The organism is Gordonibacter massiliensis (ex Traore et al. 2017) (assembly GCF_019731765.1).
Taxonomy (GTDB): Bacteria; Actinomycetota; Coriobacteriia; order Coriobacteriales; family Eggerthellaceae; genus Gordonibacter; species Gordonibacter massiliensis.
Map to the genome: position 1 here is coordinate 90,646 of NZ_JAASIO010000013.1, position 20,521 is coordinate 111,166.

Sequence of the window (20,521 nt, forward strand, 5' to 3'; positions counted from 1 at the left end):
CCTAAAACATCTATGTTGTCAACATATAAAGTTGTAGTGGTTCTTGAATATGAAAATGAGCAAAGTTTTTTCGTTACAGCCATAAAAACTTTTCATTTTCTATATTTTGTATTGTTATACTAGAAAAACTCTACCATCTTCGAAAGGTACAAGATGATCGACCGACCTCGATACCGCGCAGCCGTGGAACCCTACATAAACATGCCCTTAGTGAAGATACTCGCCGGCGTTCGACGCTCGGGCAAATCGACCATTCTGCGCATGATCATGGACGGGCTTGAGCGACAAGGCGTGGATCGGGCTCGACTGCTGCATTACAGCTTCGACTCCCTCGCCTACGCCGACCTGAAAAGCGCTGCGGAATTCTATCGCATGATCGCCGCACGCATCGCCAACGTGCCGGGACGTGCCTACCTGTTCCTCGACGAGGTTCAGGAAATGCCCGAATGGGAGCACGTGGTCAACAGCCTCATGGTCGATTTCGACGTGGACATTTACGCAACCGGATCGAACTCTCGCCTTCTCGCTTCGGAAATCTCCACGTACCTGACCGGCCGTTACGTGAGCATCCCCGTATACCCGCTCTCGTTCGAGGAGTTCCTCGACTTCAAGCGCGCAAGAGGAGCAACCGTTCTATCGCCACGGGAGGAGCTGCCCGACTTCTTACGCCGAGGTGGCTTTCCCGTAACGAACATCAACGACATGAGCGACGACCAAGCATATCGGATCATCAGCGATATATATTCGTCCGTCGTCTTGAAGGACATCGTGCAGAAAAACGACATCAGAAAGCCGGAGCTGCTCGAACGCATCGTACGGTTCGCGTTCGACAACGCCGGAAAAACCTTCTCGGCGAAACGCATAGCCGACTACCTGAAAAGCCAGCAACGCGAACTGGGCGTGGAGACCGTATACAACTACCTTTCGTTCCTCGAGAAAGCGTTCTTGCTTTACCGATGCTCCCGTTTCGATCTGCGCGGCAAAGAGATCCTCAAGACGCAAGAAAAGTTTTACCTCGTCGACACGGCGCTGCGTCCCGCCCTGTTGGGTTCCGACCCCCTATCCGCAGCGGCCCTTTTGGAAAACATCGTGTACCTCGAGCTGAAGCGGCGCGGCTTCGACGTTTACGTGGGCAAACTCGGAACAAGGGAGATCGACTTCGTAGCGGAACGGCAGGGAGCTCGTCTGTACGTGCAAGTCGCCCGTGAAATATCGCAGACGGACACCGAACAGAGGGAATACGGCAATCTTCTAACGCTGCGCGACGGCTATCCGAAGTACGTGCTGCGCACCGACGCCTTCTCCGAAGGCGCGCACGAGGGCGTGCGCTCGATGCACGTGGCCGATTTCCTCCTGGCCGACGACTGGGGCTAACCAAAAGCCCCCGCTCAGCGCACCTTCGCCACGATGAATGCGAACGTGGCCACGGCGAACGCGGCCGAGAAGGCGAAGGCCATCTGATACGGCAGAGCCGGTGCTGACGCAGAGGCCGAAAGCGATCCCGCCACAGCCATGAGCAGCACCATCGACGACGTGCCGAGCGACGCGCACGCCTGGCGTCCCGCGATGGAGAACGAGCTGCCGTCAGACACGATGCGCCCCGGAAGGCCCGCCAAGCTCCACGAGATGAGCGGCCCCATGAGGCCCGACACGCCGAACGCCCGCACGGCTTGGCAGAGCGTGGTCACGGCGAGCGGCGTTTCCCCGTCGATGAACACCATGAGCACCGAGCCCACGGCCAGCAACAGGCCCGACGCAAGCGTGACCGGGCGAATGCCGAACCGGTCGGTGAGCACGCCGGCCAGCGGGTTCAAGAACAGCGCGGCGATGGTGCCGGGCAGAAGCACGATGCCCGCGTCGAGCGCCGTGCCGCCGCACAACCCCTCGACGTACAGCGGGATGATCAACGTCACGCCCATGAACGAGGCGTGCAGCAGGCACAGCACCACGAACCCGACGACGTACTGCTTCGAGGAGAAGATGCCCATGTCGATAAGGGGGTCGTCAACCCGCTTCTGCCGCCGCACGAACAGCACGAGGAACGCCGCGCCCGCCGCGAGCGGACCCCACACGAACGGGCTGGCGATCGAGAAGCTGCTCGCCTCCGAGAACCCCAGCAGCAAGCCGCCGAAGCCCAGCGCCGACAGCGTGAACGACAGCGTGTCGAACCGCTCGGCGCGATCCCCCGCCCCGCCGCGCACGAGCAGCGCCGTAGCCGCGGCCAGCAGCGCCACCGCAACCAGCAGCAGCACGAAGAAACTGCGCCAGCCGAGCGAGAAGCTCATAGCGCCGCCGATGGTGGGGCCGATGTTGGGTGCGAAGCCCATGGCGATGCCCGCCACGCCCATGGCCGTGGCGCGGCGCCCCTCGGGGAAGCGCGTCATGGCGATGGTCTGCATGAGCGGCAGCAGAAGCCCGGTGGAGACAGCCTGGCAGATGCGGCCCGCCAACAGCACGGCGAAGTTGGAGGCAAGGCAATCAGCCAAGGCGCCCACCAGGAAAAACGCCAAGGCGATGAACACGTGCTGACGGGTGGAGAACCGCTTGGAAAGATAGGTGGCCGCGGGAACCGCAATGCCCAGCACCAGCATGTAGCTGGTGGTGAGCCACTGGCCCAAGCTCACGTCGAGCCCGAACTCCCCCATGATCTCGGGCATCATGGCGTTGACGGCCGTCTGCGAAAGGTTGCCGAAGGCGGAGGCCAGCATCACGATCACGAACAGCGCGTACACGCGACCGCGCTCGCCTTTGATCAACTCTCGCACCATGCCCCCTTCGTACTCGCGCGCCCATGTCACGCAATCTCTCAGTATATAGGCAAAGTAGCCGCGTGTGGGCACCATCCGCATGACAACCGGCGTTTATTCGCCACCGGAAGGCCAACCGCCGCATACCGCACCGAAACGCGAGAACCGAGCAGCGACTCACCCTCGAATTGACAACATCTTGAGCGTGTCGGAGAAGATCCCGGCGTCGGCGGGCTACGTATGGAAGCCCACCGCCCCCGACCCGGTGCGCATCCACGGCAGACTGTTCGACGAGGTCGTCGCCGTGACCAACAAAGAGCTGCTTTACGAAGAGCTGCTCAAGCGAAATCCCCGCATCAGGATCGTGCGGAAGGGCGAAAGCTGAGCCCGCGCAAACGCAGTGTCGCCCGATACGGTCGGTTTGAGCGTGAAAACCGACCGTATCGGGCGACAACTTGCGCACCAGGCTTCGACTCTCAGTTGAACGCCTGCTGCGTCTTTTCCAGGCCTGCCATCACCAGCGAGAGCGCGGCCTGCGCGCCGCGATCGACGGCGTAGGCGAAGTCGTCGGCGGCCTCTTTCTTCGGCAGCGACAGCACCCAGTCCACCACCGGCATGCGTCCCGGCGGACGGCCGATGCCCACGCGCACGCGGTTCCAGTCGCGCGTTCCCAGCTTGTCGCAGATGGAGCGCAGGCCGTTGTGCCCCGCGTGCCCGCCGCCGAACTTCACGCGCACGGTGCCGGGGTCGATATCCAGCTCGTCATGGATGACGATGAGGTGCTCCGGGTCCACGCCGTAGGCGTTCATGAGCTGCTTCACCGGGCCGCCCGAAGTGTTCATGTAGCTTTGGGGCTTCGCCAGCACCAGGTCGTGATCGCGGTAGGCGCCCTTGGCCGTAAGCGAGCCGCACTCCGTCTTCCAGTAGCGCGCGCCCACCTCGGCGGCGATGGCGTCCACCGCGTCGAACCCGGCGTTGTGCCGGGTATGCTCGTACTCCTCGCCCGGATTCCCCAGGCCCACGATCAAAAACATCGAGCCCCTACTCGAACAGGCTGGCCACGGAGCCGTTGTCGTACACGTTGACGATGGTCTTCGCGAACAGCGGGCCCACGGACAGCACCTTCACCTTGCCGGTCTGGCGCTCCAGCGGCACGGGCACGGTGTTCGTTACCACGACCTCCTCGATGCACGAGTTCGCGATGCGCTCGTACGCCGGGCCGCTGAACAGGCCGTGCGTGGCGCACGCGTACACTTCGGCGGCGCCCTTGGCCTTGAGCGTGGACGCGGCCGCCACCAGCGAGCCGGCCGTGTCGATCATATCGTCGTTCAAGATGCAGATCTTGTCCGTCACCTCGCCGATAAGCGCCGTGATCTCGGCCTGGTTGTGCTTCGGGCGGTCCTTGTGCATGATGGCGATGTCGCAGTCGAGCATGGTGGAGAACTTCTTCGCTGCCTTGGCGCGGCCCACGTCGGGGGACACGACGCACAGCCTCTCGTTGTCGAAGCCCTTGCTCTTGAAGTAGTCCACGAAGATGGGCATGGCCGTCATATGGTTCACCGGCAGGTCGAAGAAGCCCTGGATGGCATCTTGGTGCAGGTCGATGGTGATGACGTTGTCCACGCCGGACGCGGCCAGAAGATCGGCCACGAGCTTGGCGGTGATAGGCTCGCGCGGCGCGGCCTTGCGGTCCTGGCGCGCGTAACCGTAATGGGCGACCACCGCCGACACGGATCGGGCCGAGGCGCGCTTGGCGGCGTCCACCATGATGAGCAGCTCCATGAGCGCGTCGTTCACGTCGTAGCCCTCGCCCGCGCACACCGACTGGATAAGGAACACGTCGGCGCCGCGAACGCTCTCCTGGTAGCGCGCGTATATCTCGCCGTTGGCGAACTTCTCGAGCTTGACGTTGCCGAGCGACGCGTTCAGGTCCCTCGCGATCTCGTCGGCGAGCTCGGGGTTGACCGACCCCGAGAACAGGGCCATGCTCTTGTGCACTTCCGTCATCGTCATGCGCGCTCCTTCAACGTCGCTTCCATCTACGCGCCCGCGCAGCATGCGCGGCCGCCCCTATTGTATCCGTAGCCCGACAGGACACGCGGGTAAAACCGAGCCTTCTTCGCATATTGACCGCATGCGGCCGCGCGAAGAAGCGGCCGCGAAACGCCGCCCCGCCGGAAACGGCCCCGGTGCAGCCCGCGCCTACACGTCCAGCGCCGCGTGGTACGCCTCGTACACGGCCGTGCAGATGTTCGCGGGGCGCCGCGCGTCGCCCACGACGCGCACGAAGGGCGCGCAGTCGCGCAGCGCATCGACCGCGGCGCTGCGCGAGCGCTGACCGATGGCGCATACCACCGTATCGCCGCAAACCAGCTGCTCCGACCCGTCCGCCAAGGTCACCACCACGCCGTCGCGGCGCACCTCCTTGCCGCGGGCGTTCAGCACCACGTCGATGCCGGCTTTTTCCACCTCGGCGAGCAGGATGGGGCGGTGGCGCACGTTCGCGTCCACGGCCAAGCCGTCGCGCATCTCCACGAGGTGCACCTTCTTCCCCTGCTGGCTCATGAGCAGCGCGCATTCGCTGCCCGTCAAGCCGCCGCCGATGACGACGACCTCATCGCCCGTCTCCGCGCCGTCCAGGTAGAGGTCGTCGATGGAAAGCACGCGCGCGCCGTCCTCGCAGGGCATGGGCAGGGCGAGGGGCTCCGACCCCACGCACACGATGGCCGCCTCGGCTCCGATCTCGTCGGCCAGCGCCGCGTCGACGGGCGTGTTCAGGCGCACCTCGACGCCCAGCTGCTCGCAGCGTCGAGCGTAGCTCCGCCCCAGCTCGTACATGTCCCGCTTGAACGGCAGCGCCTGCTCGGTGCGCAGGATGCCGCCCAGCTCGGACTCTTTCTCGCACAGCACCACGCAGTGCCCGCGCTCGGCGGCCGTCGCCGCGGCCGTCATGCCCGCGATGCCGCCGCCCACCACGAGCACGTCCTTGGGCTTCGCCGCGGGGACGACGTCCATGCCCTCGAACTCGCGGCCGATGCGGGGGTTGATGGCGCATCGACGCGTCTGCGTGACCGCGCGCTCCGCCATGCACACGAAGCAGCGCAGGCACGCGACCACGTCCTGGCCGCGGTTCGCCATGACCTTGTTGGGGATGTCGGGGTCGGCCAGCAGCGCGCGGCCCATCACCACGAGGTCGGCCTTGCCCGAAGCCAGGATGTCCTCCATCTGCCGCGGGTCGGAAAGGCCACCGATCGTCGCCACCGGCACGTCCACGTGCTTCTTGATCTGCTCGGCCAGATAGACGTTGCAGCCGTGCTCGCGGAACATGGAAGGGTGCGTGACGGAGAACCCGAACTGGTACGAGCCTGCCGAAACGTGGATGATGTCCACCAGGTCCTCGAGCGCGTGCGCGATGCGACATCCCTCGTCCACGTCGTACCCGCCGTCGAACAGCTCGGCCCCGCTCATGCGCAGCTCGATGGGGAAACCCGGGCCCACGGCCTCGCGCACGGCCGCCAGCACCTCGCGCGCGAACCGCACGCGGTTCTCGAGCGGGCCGCCGTACTCGTCGTCGCGCTTGTTGAAGCAGGGCGAGAGGAACTGGTTGACGAGCCAGCCGTGCCCCGCGTGCACCATGACCATCTCGAAGCCGGCCCGTTTCGCAAGCGCCGCCGCCTGCGCGTAGGCCGCCACGATGTCGGCTATCTGCCCATGGGAGAGCGCCTTGACGGGCAGGCCGTCGGGGCGCACCGCATCGCTCGGGCCGTATTGGCAGAGCCCCTGCTTGCCCTTCTTGTCCACCATGTACGTGCCCGCATACTGGCCCGAGTGGGACAGCTCGATGCTGGGCACCGATCCGTGGCGCTTGATGGCGTCGGCCAGGAAGGAGAACGCCGCCAACTGGCCCGGCGTCTTCAGGCTCAGACGCAGCATCTGCGACCCGTCCGTCTCGGGGTGCACCACCAACTCGCTCACGGTGACCACCGCCGCGCCGCCCTTCGCGCGCAGCTCGTAGAAGCCCTGCGTGCGCGGGCCGGGGCTGCCCTCGGCGGTGACGTCGGTGGCCCCCAGGGGTGCCGAGCACATGCGGTTGCGCAGTGTCACCCTTCCCACCGTCAGCGGTTCGCACAGATGCGGATAGTCGCGCTTCATGGCCCTTATCCCCCTTCTCGCAGGGCGCGGCACCGGCCGCGCCCGACCTGCCTGCCGTTTTCCCGCTACCGCCCTTGCCGCTCGCGCTTCTTGGCGGCCCAACCGGGAATCTCGCGCTGCTCGGGACGGGTGAGGGCCAGCGCGTCGGGCGCCACGTCCTTCGCGATGCACGAGCCCGCGCCGATGATGGCGCCCGCGCCGATGCTCACCGGGGCCACCATCATGGTGTCGCTGCCCACGAACGCGCCGTCGCCGATGGTGGTGGGCCATTTCTTCTTGCCGTCGTAGTTGCAGGTGATGGAGCCTGCGCCAATGTTCACGTCCTCGCCGATGGTCGTGTCGCCGATGTAGGAGAGGTGCGGCACCTTCGAGCCCTTGCCCACCGTGGACTTCTTGATCTCCACGTGGGTGCCGGCCTTCGCGCCTTCGCACAGGTGCGCCGCCGGGCGCAGGTAGGCGCGCGGACCGCACGTGGCGCCGTCGTCGATGCGCGCCTCCACGGCCACCGTCTCGTCCACGACGCAGCCGCGTCCCACCTGCGTGTCGGTGAGGCGCGAGTTCGGGCCGATCACGCTGTCCTCGCCCACGCGCGTCGCGCCCATGAGGAACGTCTGCGGCAGCAGCTCCACGTCTTGTTCGAGCACCACGTCGGGGCCGATCCACACCTGGTCGGGATCGACCATGGTCACGCCGGCCGCCATATGCGCGCGGTTGATGCGGCGCTGCGCGATCTTCGTCGCCTCGGCCAGCTGCAGGCGCGAGTTCACGCCCAGGCACTCGGACGGGTCGTCGGTGGGCAGCGCCAGCACGGGGCGCCCGGCCGCGCGGCAGATGGCCAGCACGTCGGTGAGGTAGAACTCGCCCTGGGCGTTGTCGTCGTCCACCTGCTCGAGCGCGTCGAACAGCGCGCGGGCGTCGAAGCAGTAGAAGCCGGAGTTGCATTCGCAGATGGCGGCTTCGGCGCTGTTCGCGTCCCTCTGCTCCACGATGCGCTCCACGGCGCCCACCCGGTCGCGCACGATGCGCCCGTAGCCGTAAGGGTTCTCCAACTCCATGGTGAGCACGACCACGGCCGCGTCGGCCTGCTCGCGCATGTCCACCAGGCGGCGGATGGTGTCGGCGGTGATGAGCGGGCAGTCGCCCGACAGCACCACGAGCGAGCCGTCGAAGTCGGCCAGCGCGTCCTTGCACACGGCCACGGCGTCGGCCGTGCCGCGGCGCTCGGGCTGCACGACAACCTGGGTATCGGCCTCCACCAGCGGTTCCACCTGCTCGCGCTCGTGTCCCACGACGGTCGCGATGCGCTCGATGCCGGCGGCGTGCGCCGCGTCCACCACCCAGCGCACGAGCGGTTTGCCCAGCACCTCGTGGACGACCTTGGGCTTCTTCGACTTCATGCGGGTTCCGGCACCCGCGGCAAGGACGATAGCGGCAGCTTCCATGGTTCCCCTTCGATCGCTCGACGATTTCCGATCATGAAGTATAGCGCACGCCCTGCGAACCGCGCCCGAATCTCACGCAGAAGCCATGCGCTCGGAGCGCCCCGCTATTTCTTCTCGTCGCCGCTCATGCCCGTGACGTCCTCGTCCTCGCGCACGAGCGCGTCCTTGAGCGCGTCCTCCCCGCGCTCGCGCAGCAGCGTTTCCTGCACGCTCTCGAGCGGCGGGCGGGCGGCGTTTCCGTCGAACTCCTCCTGCACCTTCTCCAGCAGGTCGTCCTGGCCTTCCTCGCGCAGCACGCGCACCACCTCGTTGCGCACAGCCTCGCGCACGTCCCCGATGGAGCCCCCGCCCAGAAGACCGGTGGGACCCAGGTCCACGGCGATCTCGAACACGCCGCCGCGCTTCTTCGCGGCTTCGAGCTCCTCTTTGATAGCCGGATCCTCCAGATCGCGCAGCAGCTCCTCGGACTCGCGCGCCGCCTCGTCGCCCGCCGTCTGGCGCGCGATGTCGTCGCCGCTGGCCGAGAGGTACGCCACGCCGCGCTTCTGCGCCGCCTTCGCCTGCAGGAACAGCAGCACGAAGCCCAGCACGCCGGCCAGAAGCGACGCCGCCAGAATGCCCAGCTTCGCGGTGGCCACCAGGCCCTCGTCGGGGAACGCCAGGTTCGCCACGAAGATGGCCATGGTGAAGCCCACGCCGCCCAGGATGCTGGCGCCCAGCATGTGGCCCCAGTTCACGTTCTCGGGCAGCGACGCCAGCTTCGTCTTCACCACGGCGAAGCTGAACAGCATGATGCCCAGCGGCTTGCCCACCAACAGGCCCAGCAGCACGCCGTAGAGCACCGGGCTGGAGAGCATGGCGCCCACGTCCGCGCCCAAGAAGCTCACGTCGGCGTTCGTGAGGGCGAACAGCGGCAGGATGCCGAAGTACACCCACGGGTACAGCCGGTGCTCAAGGCGCGTTGCCGGCGGCACCACCTGGCGCGCCACGCGGCTCAAGTCCTGCACCGTTTCGATGTAGTCGCCCTGCGCGATGACGGGCGTCTCGGGCTCGAACGCGGCGCGCGCCTCGCGCACCTTGTCGCCCGACCACGTGAGGAAGCTCTTGATGTTCACGCGCGACCCCGACGGGATGGTGAACGCCAGCAGCACGCCGGCGATGGTGGCGTGCACGCCCGACATGTACACGCAGTACCACAGCACCACGCCCACCAGCAGGTACGGGATGAGCGAGTAGATGTGGTTGCGGTTCATGAGCACGAGCACGAACAGCACCACGGCCGCGGCGGCCAGCCACGGCAGCGACGGGCTGTGTCCGTAGAAGATGGCGATGACCAGGATGGCTATGATGTCGTCGGCCACCGCGAGCGTGCTCAAGAACACGCGCACGCCGTTCGGCACGCGGTTGCCCAAAAGCGCCAGGATGCCCAACGCGAACGCGATGTCGGTGGCCGTGGGCACGCCCCAGCCGTGCGCCGTTTCCGGGTTCGTGGCGTTGAACGCCAGGTAGATGCCGATGGGCGCCAGCACGCCGCCCACGGCCGCCACGATGGGCAGCAGCGCCTGGCGGATGTTCGTGAGCTCGCCCACCGTGAGCTCGTACTTCACCTCCAGACCCACCAATAGGAAGAACACGGCCATGAACAGGTCGTTGATGACGTGCCCGAGCGACAGGCCAGCAAGCTCGTCGCCGAAGAACACGCCCACCTCCGTGTGCCAGAATTCCAGGAACGCCTCGTACGCCCCCGTGTTCGCCACGATAAGCGCCACGACGGCCGCCACGAGCATGGCGCCCGCGGCCTTCGTCGAGGAGTGCGTGAACTGGATGAGCTTGCGGTAGCGCGCCTGGTGGCCCTGCACCTCGTTGATGAACAGCTTCTGCTCTTTGGTCGGTGTGGATGACATGTCCGCCCTATCTGTTAACAAAACCTAAAGACTGCATTATCCCTTATACACCCTCGCACCCCGCTCGCCCGCCACCCGTTTCCAACCCGATTTCACAACGTAGCGCATTCTCTTCAAGGCAGCGATGCCGTTCTCTGCGCCGTTTTCTCAACGGCTCGAAAATACCCTGCCGCAACCCGGTGTTTTGCGCTATGCTGTACCCATCAGCTTAGGCGTTAGGAGTCGGCTTGGGTCTTGCATGAGCGGCATATCGGTTTCCGCCCGCATGACCAGGTACGGGGTTCTGAAGCCAGGCTGTTTTTTATTCGCCACGAGGTAAGAGGTGAGTGCTATGAGCATTACCGTAGCCGGACGCAAAATGCCCGTAACCGATGCACTGCGTCAATACGCCGAAGAGAAGATCGGCAACTCCATGAAGGTCATGGATATCGACCCGCTGGTTGCCGAGGTCGTTCTGTACGTCGAGAAGAACCCCGCGAACCCCCGCCCCGCCTGCTGCGAGGTCACGCTGCGCACGAAGGGCCACATCATCCGCGTGGAGGAATGCGAAGAGGACATGTACGCCGCCATCGACGTGGCCGCCGCGAAGGTGGTTCGCCAGCTGCGCAAGTACAAGACGAAGGTCATCGACCGCAAGCTGCGCGCCGTGGACGAGACCATCCGCACCGAGCCCGTGCCTGCCAAGGACCTCGACCAGCTCATGGAGGAGCTCACGGCCGACGAAGAGGTCGTGCGCGTGAAGGAGATCGAGTTCGAGCCGCTGACCGAGGAGGAGGCCCTGGTGAAGATCGACCTGCTGGGCCACGACTTCTTCGCCTACACCGACCGCGACACCAGCATGGTGAACGTGCTGTACCGTCGCGACGACGGCGGCTACGGCCTGCTCAAGCAGACGGAAGAGTAAGCGCGCCTCGAAACCGCGCTTGGGAAGCGGCCCTCCGGGGCCGCTTCTTTATGGTAAGGCGGGGCCGCTTCTTCGTTGGGCGCTCAAGCCATGCGGCAAGCCAGCTCCACGTCGCGGCGGTCGAACAGGTCCGCGTAGCGCGGGCCGAGCCACGCTTCCAGCTCGGAGGGACGCAGCACGAGCGGCATGCGGTCGTGCACGTCGTTCACCCAGCGGTTCGGCTCGCAGGTCATGATGGAGAAGTGGTCGTCCTCGTATATGCCCGCGAGGAACGTGACCGGGCTTTCCGGCAGGGTGAACGCGCATTGGGCCTTCACCTCGCGGCCCGTCTTGGGGCTCACGGAGCGCACGGTTTTGTGGGGCTCGAAGAACCCCAACGTCGGCACCGCGCAACGCCGGCGCGCGAGCGACTCGCGCCACATCTCGCCGCGCGGACCGGTGGCGGTGTCCACGCGCGTGTTGAACACCGGGCGCTTCGACCAAGTGACGGGATAGCCCCAGTTCAAGTCGGCGACAGCAAGGCGTCCTGCATCGAAGCCGGGCACCACCACGGACACGCGAGCGCCGGGAAACGCGTCCGCGCCGGCAGCCGGCAACGAAGAGGGTTCGTGAAGAAGCGGCACGTCTTCCTGGGCGTCGAACAGGCCGAGCTGACGCGGCGCGACGGGCCGTTCGGGCTGCACCGGCACTTCGTCCTCGCCGATGGGCAGGCCCGCCTCCACCTCACGCACGATGCGCTCCACCGCCTCGCGAGGGATCATGGTGAACCGTCCGCACATACCGCCTCCTTCGTCCTGCGCCGGGCACACGACGCGCCACCTTTGCCGCGCAGGGCTGCACGCCGCGCCCGCGTCTGCTACCATGGGTGCCGACGTTTTCCGAAGAAAGGAAGGCCCATGGCCACCATCGACACCATCACGAACATCCTGCAGGAGAATCTCGACATCGATCCCGACACCGTCACCGAGGCGTCCACGTTCGAATCCCTCGGCATCGACTCGCTCGACATGGTTGAGCTCATCTGCGATCTCGAGGAAGCCTGCGAGGTGGACTTCGGCGAGCCCGAGGGGCTCAACACCGTAGGCGACCTCGTCTCCTACATCGACTCCCTCTAGCCCGGCCATCGTAGCACGCCGGTCCCGACAGGGAAAAGGCACTGCGCCGAAACCGCCGTTTCGTTGATTGCGATTCTCTACAACGCGGCCTTGAGGGCGGCCACCGAGTACAGGCTGCCGAAGGCGCACACCAGGCCCTCCGGACCGGCGAGCTCGCGGGCGCGCGCGACGGCGTCGGCCATGTCGCGCGCGACGTAGGGGTTCACGCACGCCGAGCAGCCCAACAGATCCTGGCCGGTCCAACGGATGGCCCGCGCCAGCTTGTCGGCCGGCAGCGCGCGCGGGTTGTCCGGGGTCACGGCGACGAAGCCGCTACCGTGCGGCAGGATGGCCTCGAGCATGACCGGGTAGTCCTTGTCCTCCAGCACGCCCACGATGAACACCGGCTTGACGCCGGGAAACACGTCGTCAAGCGACTCTGCGAGCGCGCGGGCCCCCTGCGGGTTGTGCCCTCCGTCCACCACCACGGTGGGACGGCCCTCGCCCGCGTCGACGATCTCGAACCTACCGGGCCATTGCGCCCGCTCCACCCCGGCCCGCTCCGCCTCGTCGGAAACGCTCCAGCCGCGTTCGCGCAGCACGTTTACCGTCTCGAGGGCGAGCGCCGCGTTCGCCGGCTGGTAGCTTCCCAGCAACCGCGTGCGGTACGCACGACCCCGATAGGAGAACGGGCGTGCGAGCGTGACAGATCGCAGGCCGTCGTCCCCAACAGGGGTGGGCGGCTCCCGCTTTTCGTCATCCCGAGCGGAGGTGCGCAGCGCCGGAGCCGAAGGATCCCCGGTGGCGACGGCCGGAACAGCTTTCCGTTGGCACCGCGCGGGATCCTTCGACTCCGCTTCGCTCCGCTCAGGATGACAGGAGTCAAGCGTTTCGGCGGTCTGCTCGGAATGACAGGGGTCAAGCGTTTCGGCGGTCTGCTCGGGATGACAGGATTGCCATTCCACCGGATCCACCTCCAATTGGGAGAAGTCCGGCACGACGAGCGTCGAGCCATGAGCGCGAGCGGCTTTTTCGACCACGGCCATGGCCTCGGGCTCTTGCGGCCACGACACCACGGGCGCGGCGTCCTTCACGATGCCCGCCTTCTCGCCCGCGATGGCGGCGAGCGTGTTGCCCAGCAGCTTCGTGTGGTCCAACCCTATGCGCGCTATGACGGTCGCCTCGGGCGCGTCGATGACGTTCGTGGAGTCCAAGCGGCCGCCCAGCCCCACTTCCAGCACCACGATGTCGCAGGCGCAACGCGCGAAATGCTCCAGCGCCACGGCGGTCATGAGCTCGAACTCGGTGGGATGGTCGCCGGTTTCAGCCGCCATGGTCTCGGCATGCTGGCGCACGGCCAAGGTCGCCGCCATGAGCTCGTCGGTCGAGATGTTGCGCCCGTCCACGCGGATGCGCTCCTCGAACGCCTCGATGAAGGGGCTCGTGAACAGCCCGGTTCGATAGCCCGCCGCCTGAAGGATGGACGCGAGGTAGGCGCACGTCGACCCCTTGCCGTTCGTGCCCGCCACGTGCACGAACCTCAGCCGGTCCTGCGGCCGCCCCATACGCTCGAGCAACTCGCGGATGCGGTCGAGCCCCAGCCGCGACTCCTGCCACCGCGGCTCGTTGATGTACGCGATAGGGTCGAATGCCATACTGGTTTCCTTTCGCTCCACGTTCGTCGGTTGCCCGTAGGGGCGGCCTGCTGGCCGCCCGGTGCGAGCGGCTACGGGTACTGAAACCGAGCGGCGAGCGCACGTGCGAGGCGCGACCCGACGATGCGCTCGCCGCACGACTGGCTTCCTCCAAGCTTTTCGGCGAAGGTCGGCCAGCAGGCCGCCCCTACGGGCAACCGTTCGCGCCCCCGGCGCGAAAACAACCACACGGGTCGAGTCGCGCAGGAGCGAAGCAACCTGCGCTTCGCGCGCCAGCGCGAAAACAACCGCCCAGGTTGGCGCTAGTAAGTCAGCGAGGGCGTCCGTGGTGCCCGAGATCGTGGGGATGGCGAGGGCGAAGCGTACTTCGGTACACGAGCCCTCGGCATCGCCGCGAGATCGGGTGCCACGGACGGCCGCAGCGTCGGCTGGTTCCGAAGGCCGTTAGGCCTTCGGAACCAGATATTCTGCGATGCCAGCCGCGGCGCGCTTGCCGGCGCCCATCGCCAGGATCACCGTCGCCGCGCCGATGACCGCGTCGCCGCCGGCGAACACGCCCGGCTTCGACGTGGCGCAGGTGCGCTCGTCGGCCACGATGAGGTTGCGCGACGTCGTTTCCAAGCCCGGCGTGGTTTTCGCGATGAGCGGGTTCGTCTTCGAGCCGGCGGCCACCACCAGCATATCGATGTCGACGACGAACTCGCTGCCCTCCACGGCCACGGGTCGCCGACGCCCGCTGGCGTCGGGCTCGCCCAACTCCATGCGCACGCATTCCACGCCGCACGTCCAGCCCTTGTCGTCGCCCAAGATGCGCACGGGGTTCGTGAGCAGCTGGAACTCGATGCCCTCCTGCTCGGCATGGTGCACTTCCTCGGCGCGTGCGGGCATCTCCTCGCGACCGCGGCGATACACCACGGTGACGTCGGCCCCCAGGCGCTTGGCGGTGCGGGCCGCGTCCATGGCCACGTTGCCGCCGCCCACCACCACGCAGTGCTTGCCCGCGTACACCGGCGTGTCGTACTCGGGGAACAGGTAGGCCTTCATGAGGTTCACGCGCGTCAGCAGCTCGCTGGCCGCCATGACGCCGTTCAGGCCCTCGCCCTCGATGCCCAGATAGCTGGGGATGCCGGCGCCCGTGCCCACGAACACGGCGTCGAAGCCGCGCTCGTCCATGAGCTCGTCGATGTCGTACAGCTTGCCCACCAGCGCGTTCGTCTCGAACGACACGCCGCTTTCGCCAAGGGCCTCCACTTCGCGCGCCACGAGGTCCTTCGGCAGGCGGAACTCGGGAATGCCATAGGTCAGCACGCCGCCCACCTTGTGCAGCGCCTCGAACACCGTCACGTCGCAGCCGCGCTTCGCCAGCTCGCCCGCGCACGTGAGCGATGCCGGACCCGAACCCACCACGGCAACGCGCTTCCCGGACAGGTCGACGTCGGGAACCACGATCTCGTCGGGCTCGTCGGCGGCAACGGCCTCGGCCGGCGTCTCGCCTACGGCCGCCGCCTCTTCGGCCCGTCGCTCCGCGAGCGCGGCGGCGGCCTTTGCGGCCTCTTCCGGATGCTCGAACGCCCAATCGGCCACGAAGCGCTCCAAGCGCCCGATGCCAACCGGCTCGCCGTTCTTGCCGCGCGTGCACACGCCCTCGCACTGCGACTCCTGCGGGCACACGCGACCGCAGATGGCGGGCAGCGCGTTCGCCTCCTTCACCAGCGCGTACGCCGCGCCGAAGTCGCCTTCGGCCACCTGCGCGACGAACTGCGGGATAGGCACGCCCACGGGGCAGCCGTGCACGCAGGGCGACTTGGGGCACTGGATGCAGCGGCGTGCCTCGTTGACGGCGTCCTCGGCCGCGTAGCCGAGCGCCACCTCCTCGAACGTCCGTGCGCGCTCGACCGGGTCGAGCTCGGGCATGGGCGTCTTTTCCTTCTGCCGGTTCACCTCGTAGCTGGTCGCCATGCTACGCCCCCTTCCGCTCGCCGTCGGCCGCCGCCACCGCAGCCCCGCCGTTGCAGTCGCGCCCTTCGGCCGCGTCGCGCGCGGCGCTCTCGAAGCTGCGGTACATCACACCGCGCCGCATGGCGTCGTCGAAGTCCACCAGATGCCCGTCGAAGTCCGGCCCGTCCACGCAAGCGTGCAGGTACTCGTCGCCCACCTTCACGCGGCAGCCGCCGCACATGCCGGTGCCGTCGATCATGAGCGGGTTCATGCTCACGAGCGTCTTGATGCCGTAGGGCTTCGTGGTGGCGGCCACGAACTTCATCATGATGACGGGGCCCACGGCCAGCACCAGGTCGTAGTCCGCGCCCTCGTCGATGCGCTGCTGCAGCGCTTGGGTGACCAGGCCCTTGTTGCCGTTGGAACCGTCGTCGGTCATGATGATCTGCCGCGTGGAGCACGCGTTGATCTCGTCTTCCAGCAGCACCAGGTCCACGTTGCGGAAGCCCGTTATGACGTCCACTTCCGCACCGTACTCGTAGAGCCATTTGGCCTGCGGGTACGCGATGGCCGTTCCCAGGCCGCCGCCGATGACGCACGCGCGCTTGGCGCCCTCGAGCTCCGTGGGGTTGCCCAGCGGGCCTGCGAAGTCCAGCAGCGCGTCGCCCTCCTTCATCTTCGCCAAGCGCATCGTGGTGGCGCCCACCGCCTGGAACACGATGGTGACGGTGCCCGCCTCCGGGTCGCAATCGTTCATGGTCAGCGGGATGCGCTCGCCCACTTCGTCGATGCGCAGCATGATGAACTGGCCCGGCTTGATCTTGCGCGCGATCTCGGGCGCGCGCACCACCATGCGGGTCACCTCCGCGTTGAGCGGTTCCACTCGTTCGATGGGATACACGGCTTTTGCCCTCTCTCGTCTCAGATACAGAAGCAGCACCGGACGATGCACGGTGCCGCTTCCCATAGAAGTATGGCCGACATTATAGCAACATGCCGTCCGCCTCCATGTTTCGAACGTGTTTCCAAGCGGTTAAGGGCAGGAAAACCACCTGCTTGCGGAGCAACCCTATAATCGAGCAGGCGGCGAAAGACGAGCAGAGGGGGCAGCATGGCAAAAAAGTACCTGTTTCGCCCGCATCTGACGCCCGTTGCGCTGAACGAGCCCGTGAAGCCCGACGACCAGGTGGTCGAGGTCATCTCCTCGGAAGAATTCGCCTCGCTCGGGCTGGGCGATGCCGAGCTGCAAGACGCCCTGCGCGCCCTTTCCACTGTGGAGAACACGTACCTCGACGTGTACCCCGAAAGCCTCATCGGGTCCTTCGCCGTGCCCGACAAGCACCATGTGCTCAGCGATCCGCTCTGCTTCGCCTTTTATCTGGACAAGCGGCACCTCGTCTTCATCGACGAGCGCGACACGTGCGTCAAGCTGCTCGACGTCATAGCGCAGCAGCAGGTGGTGAAGCGGCCCACCGTGGCACACTGCCTGTTCGAGTTCATGAAGCTCCTCGTGAAGGACGATCTAGTGTTCCTCGCCGACGTCGAAGACCGCATGGAAGACGTGGAAGAGCAGATCCTCGATCGCTGCGGCAACGTGGCGAACCGCAAAATGCTGGGCTTCCGTCGCAGGCTTCTGCGCATCGACACGTTCTACCAGCAGCTCGTCGACATGGCGGGAACGCTGGGCGACAACGAGAACAAGCTGCTCAGCCACGAAGAGAGCCGTCTGTTCCAGTCGTTGGAGAAAAACGTGGAACGCCTGCTCAAGCGCTCGCAAACGCTCAAAGAATACAGCCTGCAGCTGCGCGAGCTCTACCAGACGCAGATAGACATCCAGCAGAACGAGACCATGCAATGGTTCACGGTCATCACGACGCTCTTCGCCCCGCTCACGCTCATCACCAGCTGGTTCGGCATGAACTTCGCGAACATGCCCGGCCTGGATTGGGAATGGGGCTACCCCGCCATGATCGTGCTCTGCGTGGTCATCGTGGCAGTGGAGCTGGTCATCTTCAAGCGCAAGAAGTGGCTGTAAGGGCGCGCCGCGCCGAGCGGCTCTGCCCCGGTTCGCCGACGTCCCCCTCCCAGAATGCGAGAGCAGGCCACACGACCCGCAGCCCAACGCCCAAAGCAAGAGTTTTCCCAGGTCGCAAATCGTGCTCACGGCAGGAAAGCATGGCTTGAGGGTACCCTCAAGGGGGGCATCGGCAATTTTTGTGCAGCGCGCACGTTCTCCGCTGTTAAATCGCCATTGACGCGTCTCTGCGGAGCGCCCGACGGCGATCTGACGCCCCGCAGAGACGAGCGGGCATGTGCCAATTTTGGTTTAATAGCCGAGCACTTCCCGGCGACTCCGTCGCGTGCTACAGCAGCGGCGGCTGCTCCACCTGGGGAGGCTCGGCGGCTTTGGCGGCCTCGTTCGCAACCTGTTCGGCCTTGCTCGCAGCCTGCTCGGCGTCACTCGCGCGAAGAAGCTCGCCCAGCGTGGCGAAGTCGTTCTCCAAAGCCTCGCGCTTCGAGCCGTCGTAGATGGCGGCGGCCGGGTGGAAGATGGGGAACACCTTGAACTTGCCGGCGCGTTGCAGCGTGCCGTGCAGGCGCGTGATGCCGATCTCGGTCTTCAGGATGAACTTCGTGGAGAAGTTGCCCAGCGTCACGATGAACTCGGGGTCGATGGTGCGCGTCTGCTCGCGCAGATACGGCGTGCAGAGCTCGATCTCCTCCGGACGCGGGTCGCGGTTTCCGGGTGGGCGGCACTTCAGCACGTTCGCGATGAACACGTCCTCGCGTGCGAGGCCCGCGATGGACAGCAGCTCGTTCAGGTACTGGCCCGCCTTGCCCACGAACGGCTCGCCCTGCAGATCCTCGTTCTTGCCCGGGGCCTCGCCCACGATGAGCACGCGCGCGGAGGGGTTGCCCACCCCGAACACCGTCTGCGTGCGCCCGTCGGCCAACGTGCACTTGCGACAGCCTTCAACCTGCGCGCGGATGTCCTCCAACGGAATGTGCGGCTTGGGCATGTGCCTCCCCCTTCAACGATCGATCAACCTTCCCCGACGCCGAAACGCCTCTCGACACCGGGCCTTTCGTAGGGGCGCTCTCCAGAGCGCCCGTTCCGGCGAAGCCGGAAAAGCAACCGAGGGCCGCGTTCTCGCGCTCCGCGCGAGCGGGCGCTCTGGAGAGCGCCCCTACGAAGCTCCCGGCGAAAGGAACCACCTCGATCAAGAAAGCCGCCCCAAGGCGAGTCTCCCTACACGTACACCCGCGGCATCCTTTGCGCGAAGCCGATGGCCAGCTCGTAGTGGATCGTACCCAGCGTGTTCGCCATGTCGTCGAGCGTGACCACCGAGTCGCCCTGACGGCCCACAAGGATCACCTCGTCGCCGATCTGCGGATCGATGCGGCGGCGCGTTCCGTAGATGCGCATGTCCACCTCGAACATGCACTGGTCCATGCAGATGTTGCCCACTTGGCGGAACCGCTGGCCGGCCACAATGAAGTCCGTGCGGCCCGACAACCCGCGACGCAGGCCGTCGGCGTAGCCCACGGGGATGGTGCATATCTTCACGCTGCCGGGGCTTCGGTAGTTCATGCCGTAGCTCACGCCCTCGCTCATGGGCACGAGCCGCGTGTCGGTCACGCGCGCATGCACGCTCAGGGCGGGCCTCAGGTCTATCATGGTGCGCGTCTCCGAGCACGGATGCAAGCCGTAGAGCGCGATGCCGGGACGCACCATGTCGAAATGCACGTCGGGGTAGCGGATGGTGGCGGCCGAGTTCGCCGCGTGGATGATGCCGGGATCGACGCCGGCCACCCGCATGGCCTGGATGGCCTCCAAAAAGCGCTTCGTCTGGATGTGGAAGTCCAGCGTCTCGGCCGCGTCGGCGGTGGCGAAATGGGTGAACGTTCCCACGAGGTCGAGCGCACGATGGAAGCTCACCTGCGACAGGAACTCCACCACCTCGTCGTGGCGCACGCCGATGCGGTTCATGCCCGTGTTCACGGCCAGATGGTACGGAGCGCGGATACCGTAGGCGTCGGCCGCCTCGGCGTAGCGGATGGCGAAGTCGGGCGTGTAGACGCTCGGCATGACCTTGTAGGCCAGCAGCAGGGGAATGGCCTCGTCGGGAGGCTGCGAAAGCACGAGTATGGGGGCATTCACCAACGCCTCGCGCAGTTCGATGGCCTCGTTCACTGTGGCTACGCCCAGATAGTCGGCGCCGGAGTTCAGCGCCGTCTTCGCGCAGCGCACGGCTCCGTGCCCGTAGCCGTCGGCCTTCACCACGGCCATGACGCGCACGCCGTGCCCCACGTGTTGCTTGAGCGCGGTCATGTTGTGGCGCACGGCGTTCAGGTCGATCTCGGTCCACGCCCAGCGACGGTCGACGGCCGGAATGAGGCGCAGCTTGTCGGGGTCGAAGTTCGCCGCGCCCGCGTCGGGCCGCGCGTGGTCGCGCGCGTACTGGAAAGCTCCCTGCGCGCCGCTGCCGTACGAAGCCGGCACGCCCGCCAGCGCGGCTCCGCCCGCTGTGGTGTAGCCGCCCACCGGCGTGTGTCCCACGCTGGCGCTGGCCGGCTCGAAGCCCGGCTTGCGGTTCGCGAATCCGGTGAATCCGTTCGGTAGGTCTTGTGCCGTCATGCTGAAGTCGTCCTCGCTCGTCGCCCGTTCTTTTCGCGCACCAGTA

The 20,521-nt window shown here is 66.3% G+C and carries 17 protein-coding genes; 5 read left to right on the forward strand and 12 right to left on the reverse strand.

Going from position 1 to position 20,521, the window contains the following annotated elements; all coding sequences use genetic code 11:
- Positions 1–153: 153 nt before the first annotated feature.
- Positions 154–1,374, forward strand: a complete 1,221-nt coding sequence (locus HCH03_RS13260; protein ID WP_221689868.1) for an ATP-binding protein — start codon at positions 154–156, stop codon at positions 1,372–1,374.
- 14 nt (positions 1,375–1,388) lie between these two features.
- Here HCH03_RS13260 and HCH03_RS13265 read toward each other — a convergent pair whose 3' ends face one another.
- A complete protein-coding gene (locus HCH03_RS13265) occupies positions 1,389–2,768 on the reverse strand; it encodes a DHA2 family efflux MFS transporter permease subunit (RefSeq protein WP_185904568.1) in 1,380 nt (459 codons plus the stop codon).
- Positions 2,769–2,832: 64 nt separating this feature from the next.
- Between HCH03_RS13265 and HCH03_RS13270 the strand changes: the two genes are divergently transcribed.
- Complete coding sequence (locus HCH03_RS13270; protein WP_221689869.1) at positions 2,833–3,132, forward strand: hypothetical protein; 300 nt, start codon at positions 2,833–2,835, stop codon at positions 3,130–3,132.
- A 91-nt stretch (positions 3,133–3,223) separates the two neighbouring features.
- Here HCH03_RS13270 and pth read toward each other — a convergent pair whose 3' ends face one another.
- The 5 genes from pth to nhaA form a co-directional block, all read right to left on the reverse strand.
- Positions 3,224–3,781, reverse strand: a complete 558-nt coding sequence (gene pth, locus HCH03_RS13275; protein WP_221689870.1) for an aminoacyl-tRNA hydrolase — start codon at positions 3,779–3,781, stop codon at positions 3,224–3,226.
- Positions 3,782–3,788: 7 nt separating this feature from the next.
- Positions 3,789–4,754, reverse strand: a complete 966-nt coding sequence (locus tag HCH03_RS13280) for a ribose-phosphate diphosphokinase (RefSeq protein ID WP_185904707.1) — start codon at positions 4,752–4,754, stop codon at positions 3,789–3,791.
- A 195-nt stretch (positions 4,755–4,949) separates the two neighbouring features.
- Positions 4,950–6,899: an NAD(P)/FAD-dependent oxidoreductase gene (locus HCH03_RS13285; protein ID WP_221689871.1), complete on the reverse strand. Its 1,950-nt coding sequence runs from the start codon at positions 6,897–6,899 to the stop codon at positions 4,950–4,952.
- A gap of 65 nt (positions 6,900–6,964) precedes the next feature.
- Positions 6,965–8,341, reverse strand: a complete 1,377-nt coding sequence (gene glmU, locus HCH03_RS13290) for a bifunctional UDP-N-acetylglucosamine diphosphorylase/glucosamine-1-phosphate N-acetyltransferase GlmU (RefSeq protein WP_221689872.1) — start codon at positions 8,339–8,341, stop codon at positions 6,965–6,967.
- Positions 8,342–8,445: 104 nt separating this feature from the next.
- A complete protein-coding gene (gene nhaA / locus HCH03_RS13295) occupies positions 8,446–10,245 on the reverse strand; it encodes a Na+/H+ antiporter NhaA (RefSeq protein WP_221689873.1) in 1,800 nt (599 codons plus the stop codon).
- 331 nt (positions 10,246–10,576) lie between these two features.
- On the opposite strand from nhaA, the gene hpf reads away from it, so the two are divergent.
- A complete protein-coding gene (gene hpf, locus HCH03_RS13300) occupies positions 10,577–11,149 on the forward strand; it encodes a ribosome hibernation-promoting factor, HPF/YfiA family (RefSeq protein ID WP_185904562.1) in 573 nt (190 codons plus the stop codon).
- A gap of 83 nt (positions 11,150–11,232) precedes the next feature.
- Here hpf and HCH03_RS13305 read toward each other — a convergent pair whose 3' ends face one another.
- Positions 11,233–11,928 carry an SOS response-associated peptidase family protein gene (locus HCH03_RS13305; RefSeq protein WP_221689874.1) on the reverse strand — a complete coding sequence of 232 codons (696 nt, stop codon included), beginning with the start codon at positions 11,926–11,928 and terminating at the stop codon, positions 11,233–11,235.
- Positions 11,929–12,045: 117 nt separating this feature from the next.
- Here HCH03_RS13305 and HCH03_RS13310 point away from each other — a divergent pair, with 117 nt between their 5' ends.
- Entirely contained in the window at positions 12,046–12,264 is a 219-nt protein-coding gene (locus HCH03_RS13310; RefSeq protein WP_080143766.1) for an acyl carrier protein, read from the forward strand.
- Positions 12,265–12,341: 77 nt separating this feature from the next.
- Here HCH03_RS13310 and HCH03_RS16470 read toward each other — a convergent pair whose 3' ends face one another.
- The 3 genes from HCH03_RS16470 to HCH03_RS13330 all read right to left on the reverse strand — a co-directional run bounded on the left by HCH03_RS16470 (position 12,342) and on the right by HCH03_RS13330 (position 16,737).
- Positions 12,342–13,898: a bifunctional folylpolyglutamate synthase/dihydrofolate synthase gene (locus HCH03_RS16470; protein ID WP_246600031.1), complete on the reverse strand. Its 1,557-nt coding sequence runs from the start codon at positions 13,896–13,898 to the stop codon at positions 12,342–12,344.
- Between the two features lie 444 nt (positions 13,899–14,342).
- Positions 14,343–15,857: an FAD-dependent oxidoreductase gene (locus tag HCH03_RS13325; protein WP_221689875.1), complete on the reverse strand. Its 1,515-nt coding sequence runs from the start codon at positions 15,855–15,857 to the stop codon at positions 14,343–14,345.
- Position 15,858: 1 nt separating this feature from the next.
- Entirely contained in the window at positions 15,859–16,737 is an 879-nt protein-coding gene (locus HCH03_RS13330) for a sulfide/dihydroorotate dehydrogenase-like FAD/NAD-binding protein (RefSeq protein ID WP_221689876.1), read from the reverse strand.
- 210 nt (positions 16,738–16,947) lie between these two features.
- Here HCH03_RS13330 and HCH03_RS13335 point away from each other — a divergent pair, with 210 nt between their 5' ends.
- Entirely contained in the window at positions 16,948–17,871 is a 924-nt protein-coding gene (locus HCH03_RS13335) for a magnesium transporter CorA family protein (protein ID WP_185904558.1), read from the forward strand.
- Between the two features lie 328 nt (positions 17,872–18,199).
- Here HCH03_RS13335 and HCH03_RS13340 read toward each other — a convergent pair whose 3' ends face one another.
- On the reverse strand, positions 18,200–18,856 hold the full coding sequence (locus tag HCH03_RS13340; RefSeq protein WP_185904557.1) for a uracil-DNA glycosylase: 657 nt from the start codon (positions 18,854–18,856) through the stop codon (positions 18,200–18,202).
- Between the two features lie 230 nt (positions 18,857–19,086).
- On the reverse strand, positions 19,087–20,475 hold the full coding sequence (alr, locus tag HCH03_RS13345; protein ID WP_221689877.1) for an alanine racemase: 1,389 nt from the start codon (positions 20,473–20,475) through the stop codon (positions 19,087–19,089).
- Positions 20,476–20,521 lie beyond the last annotated feature (46 nt).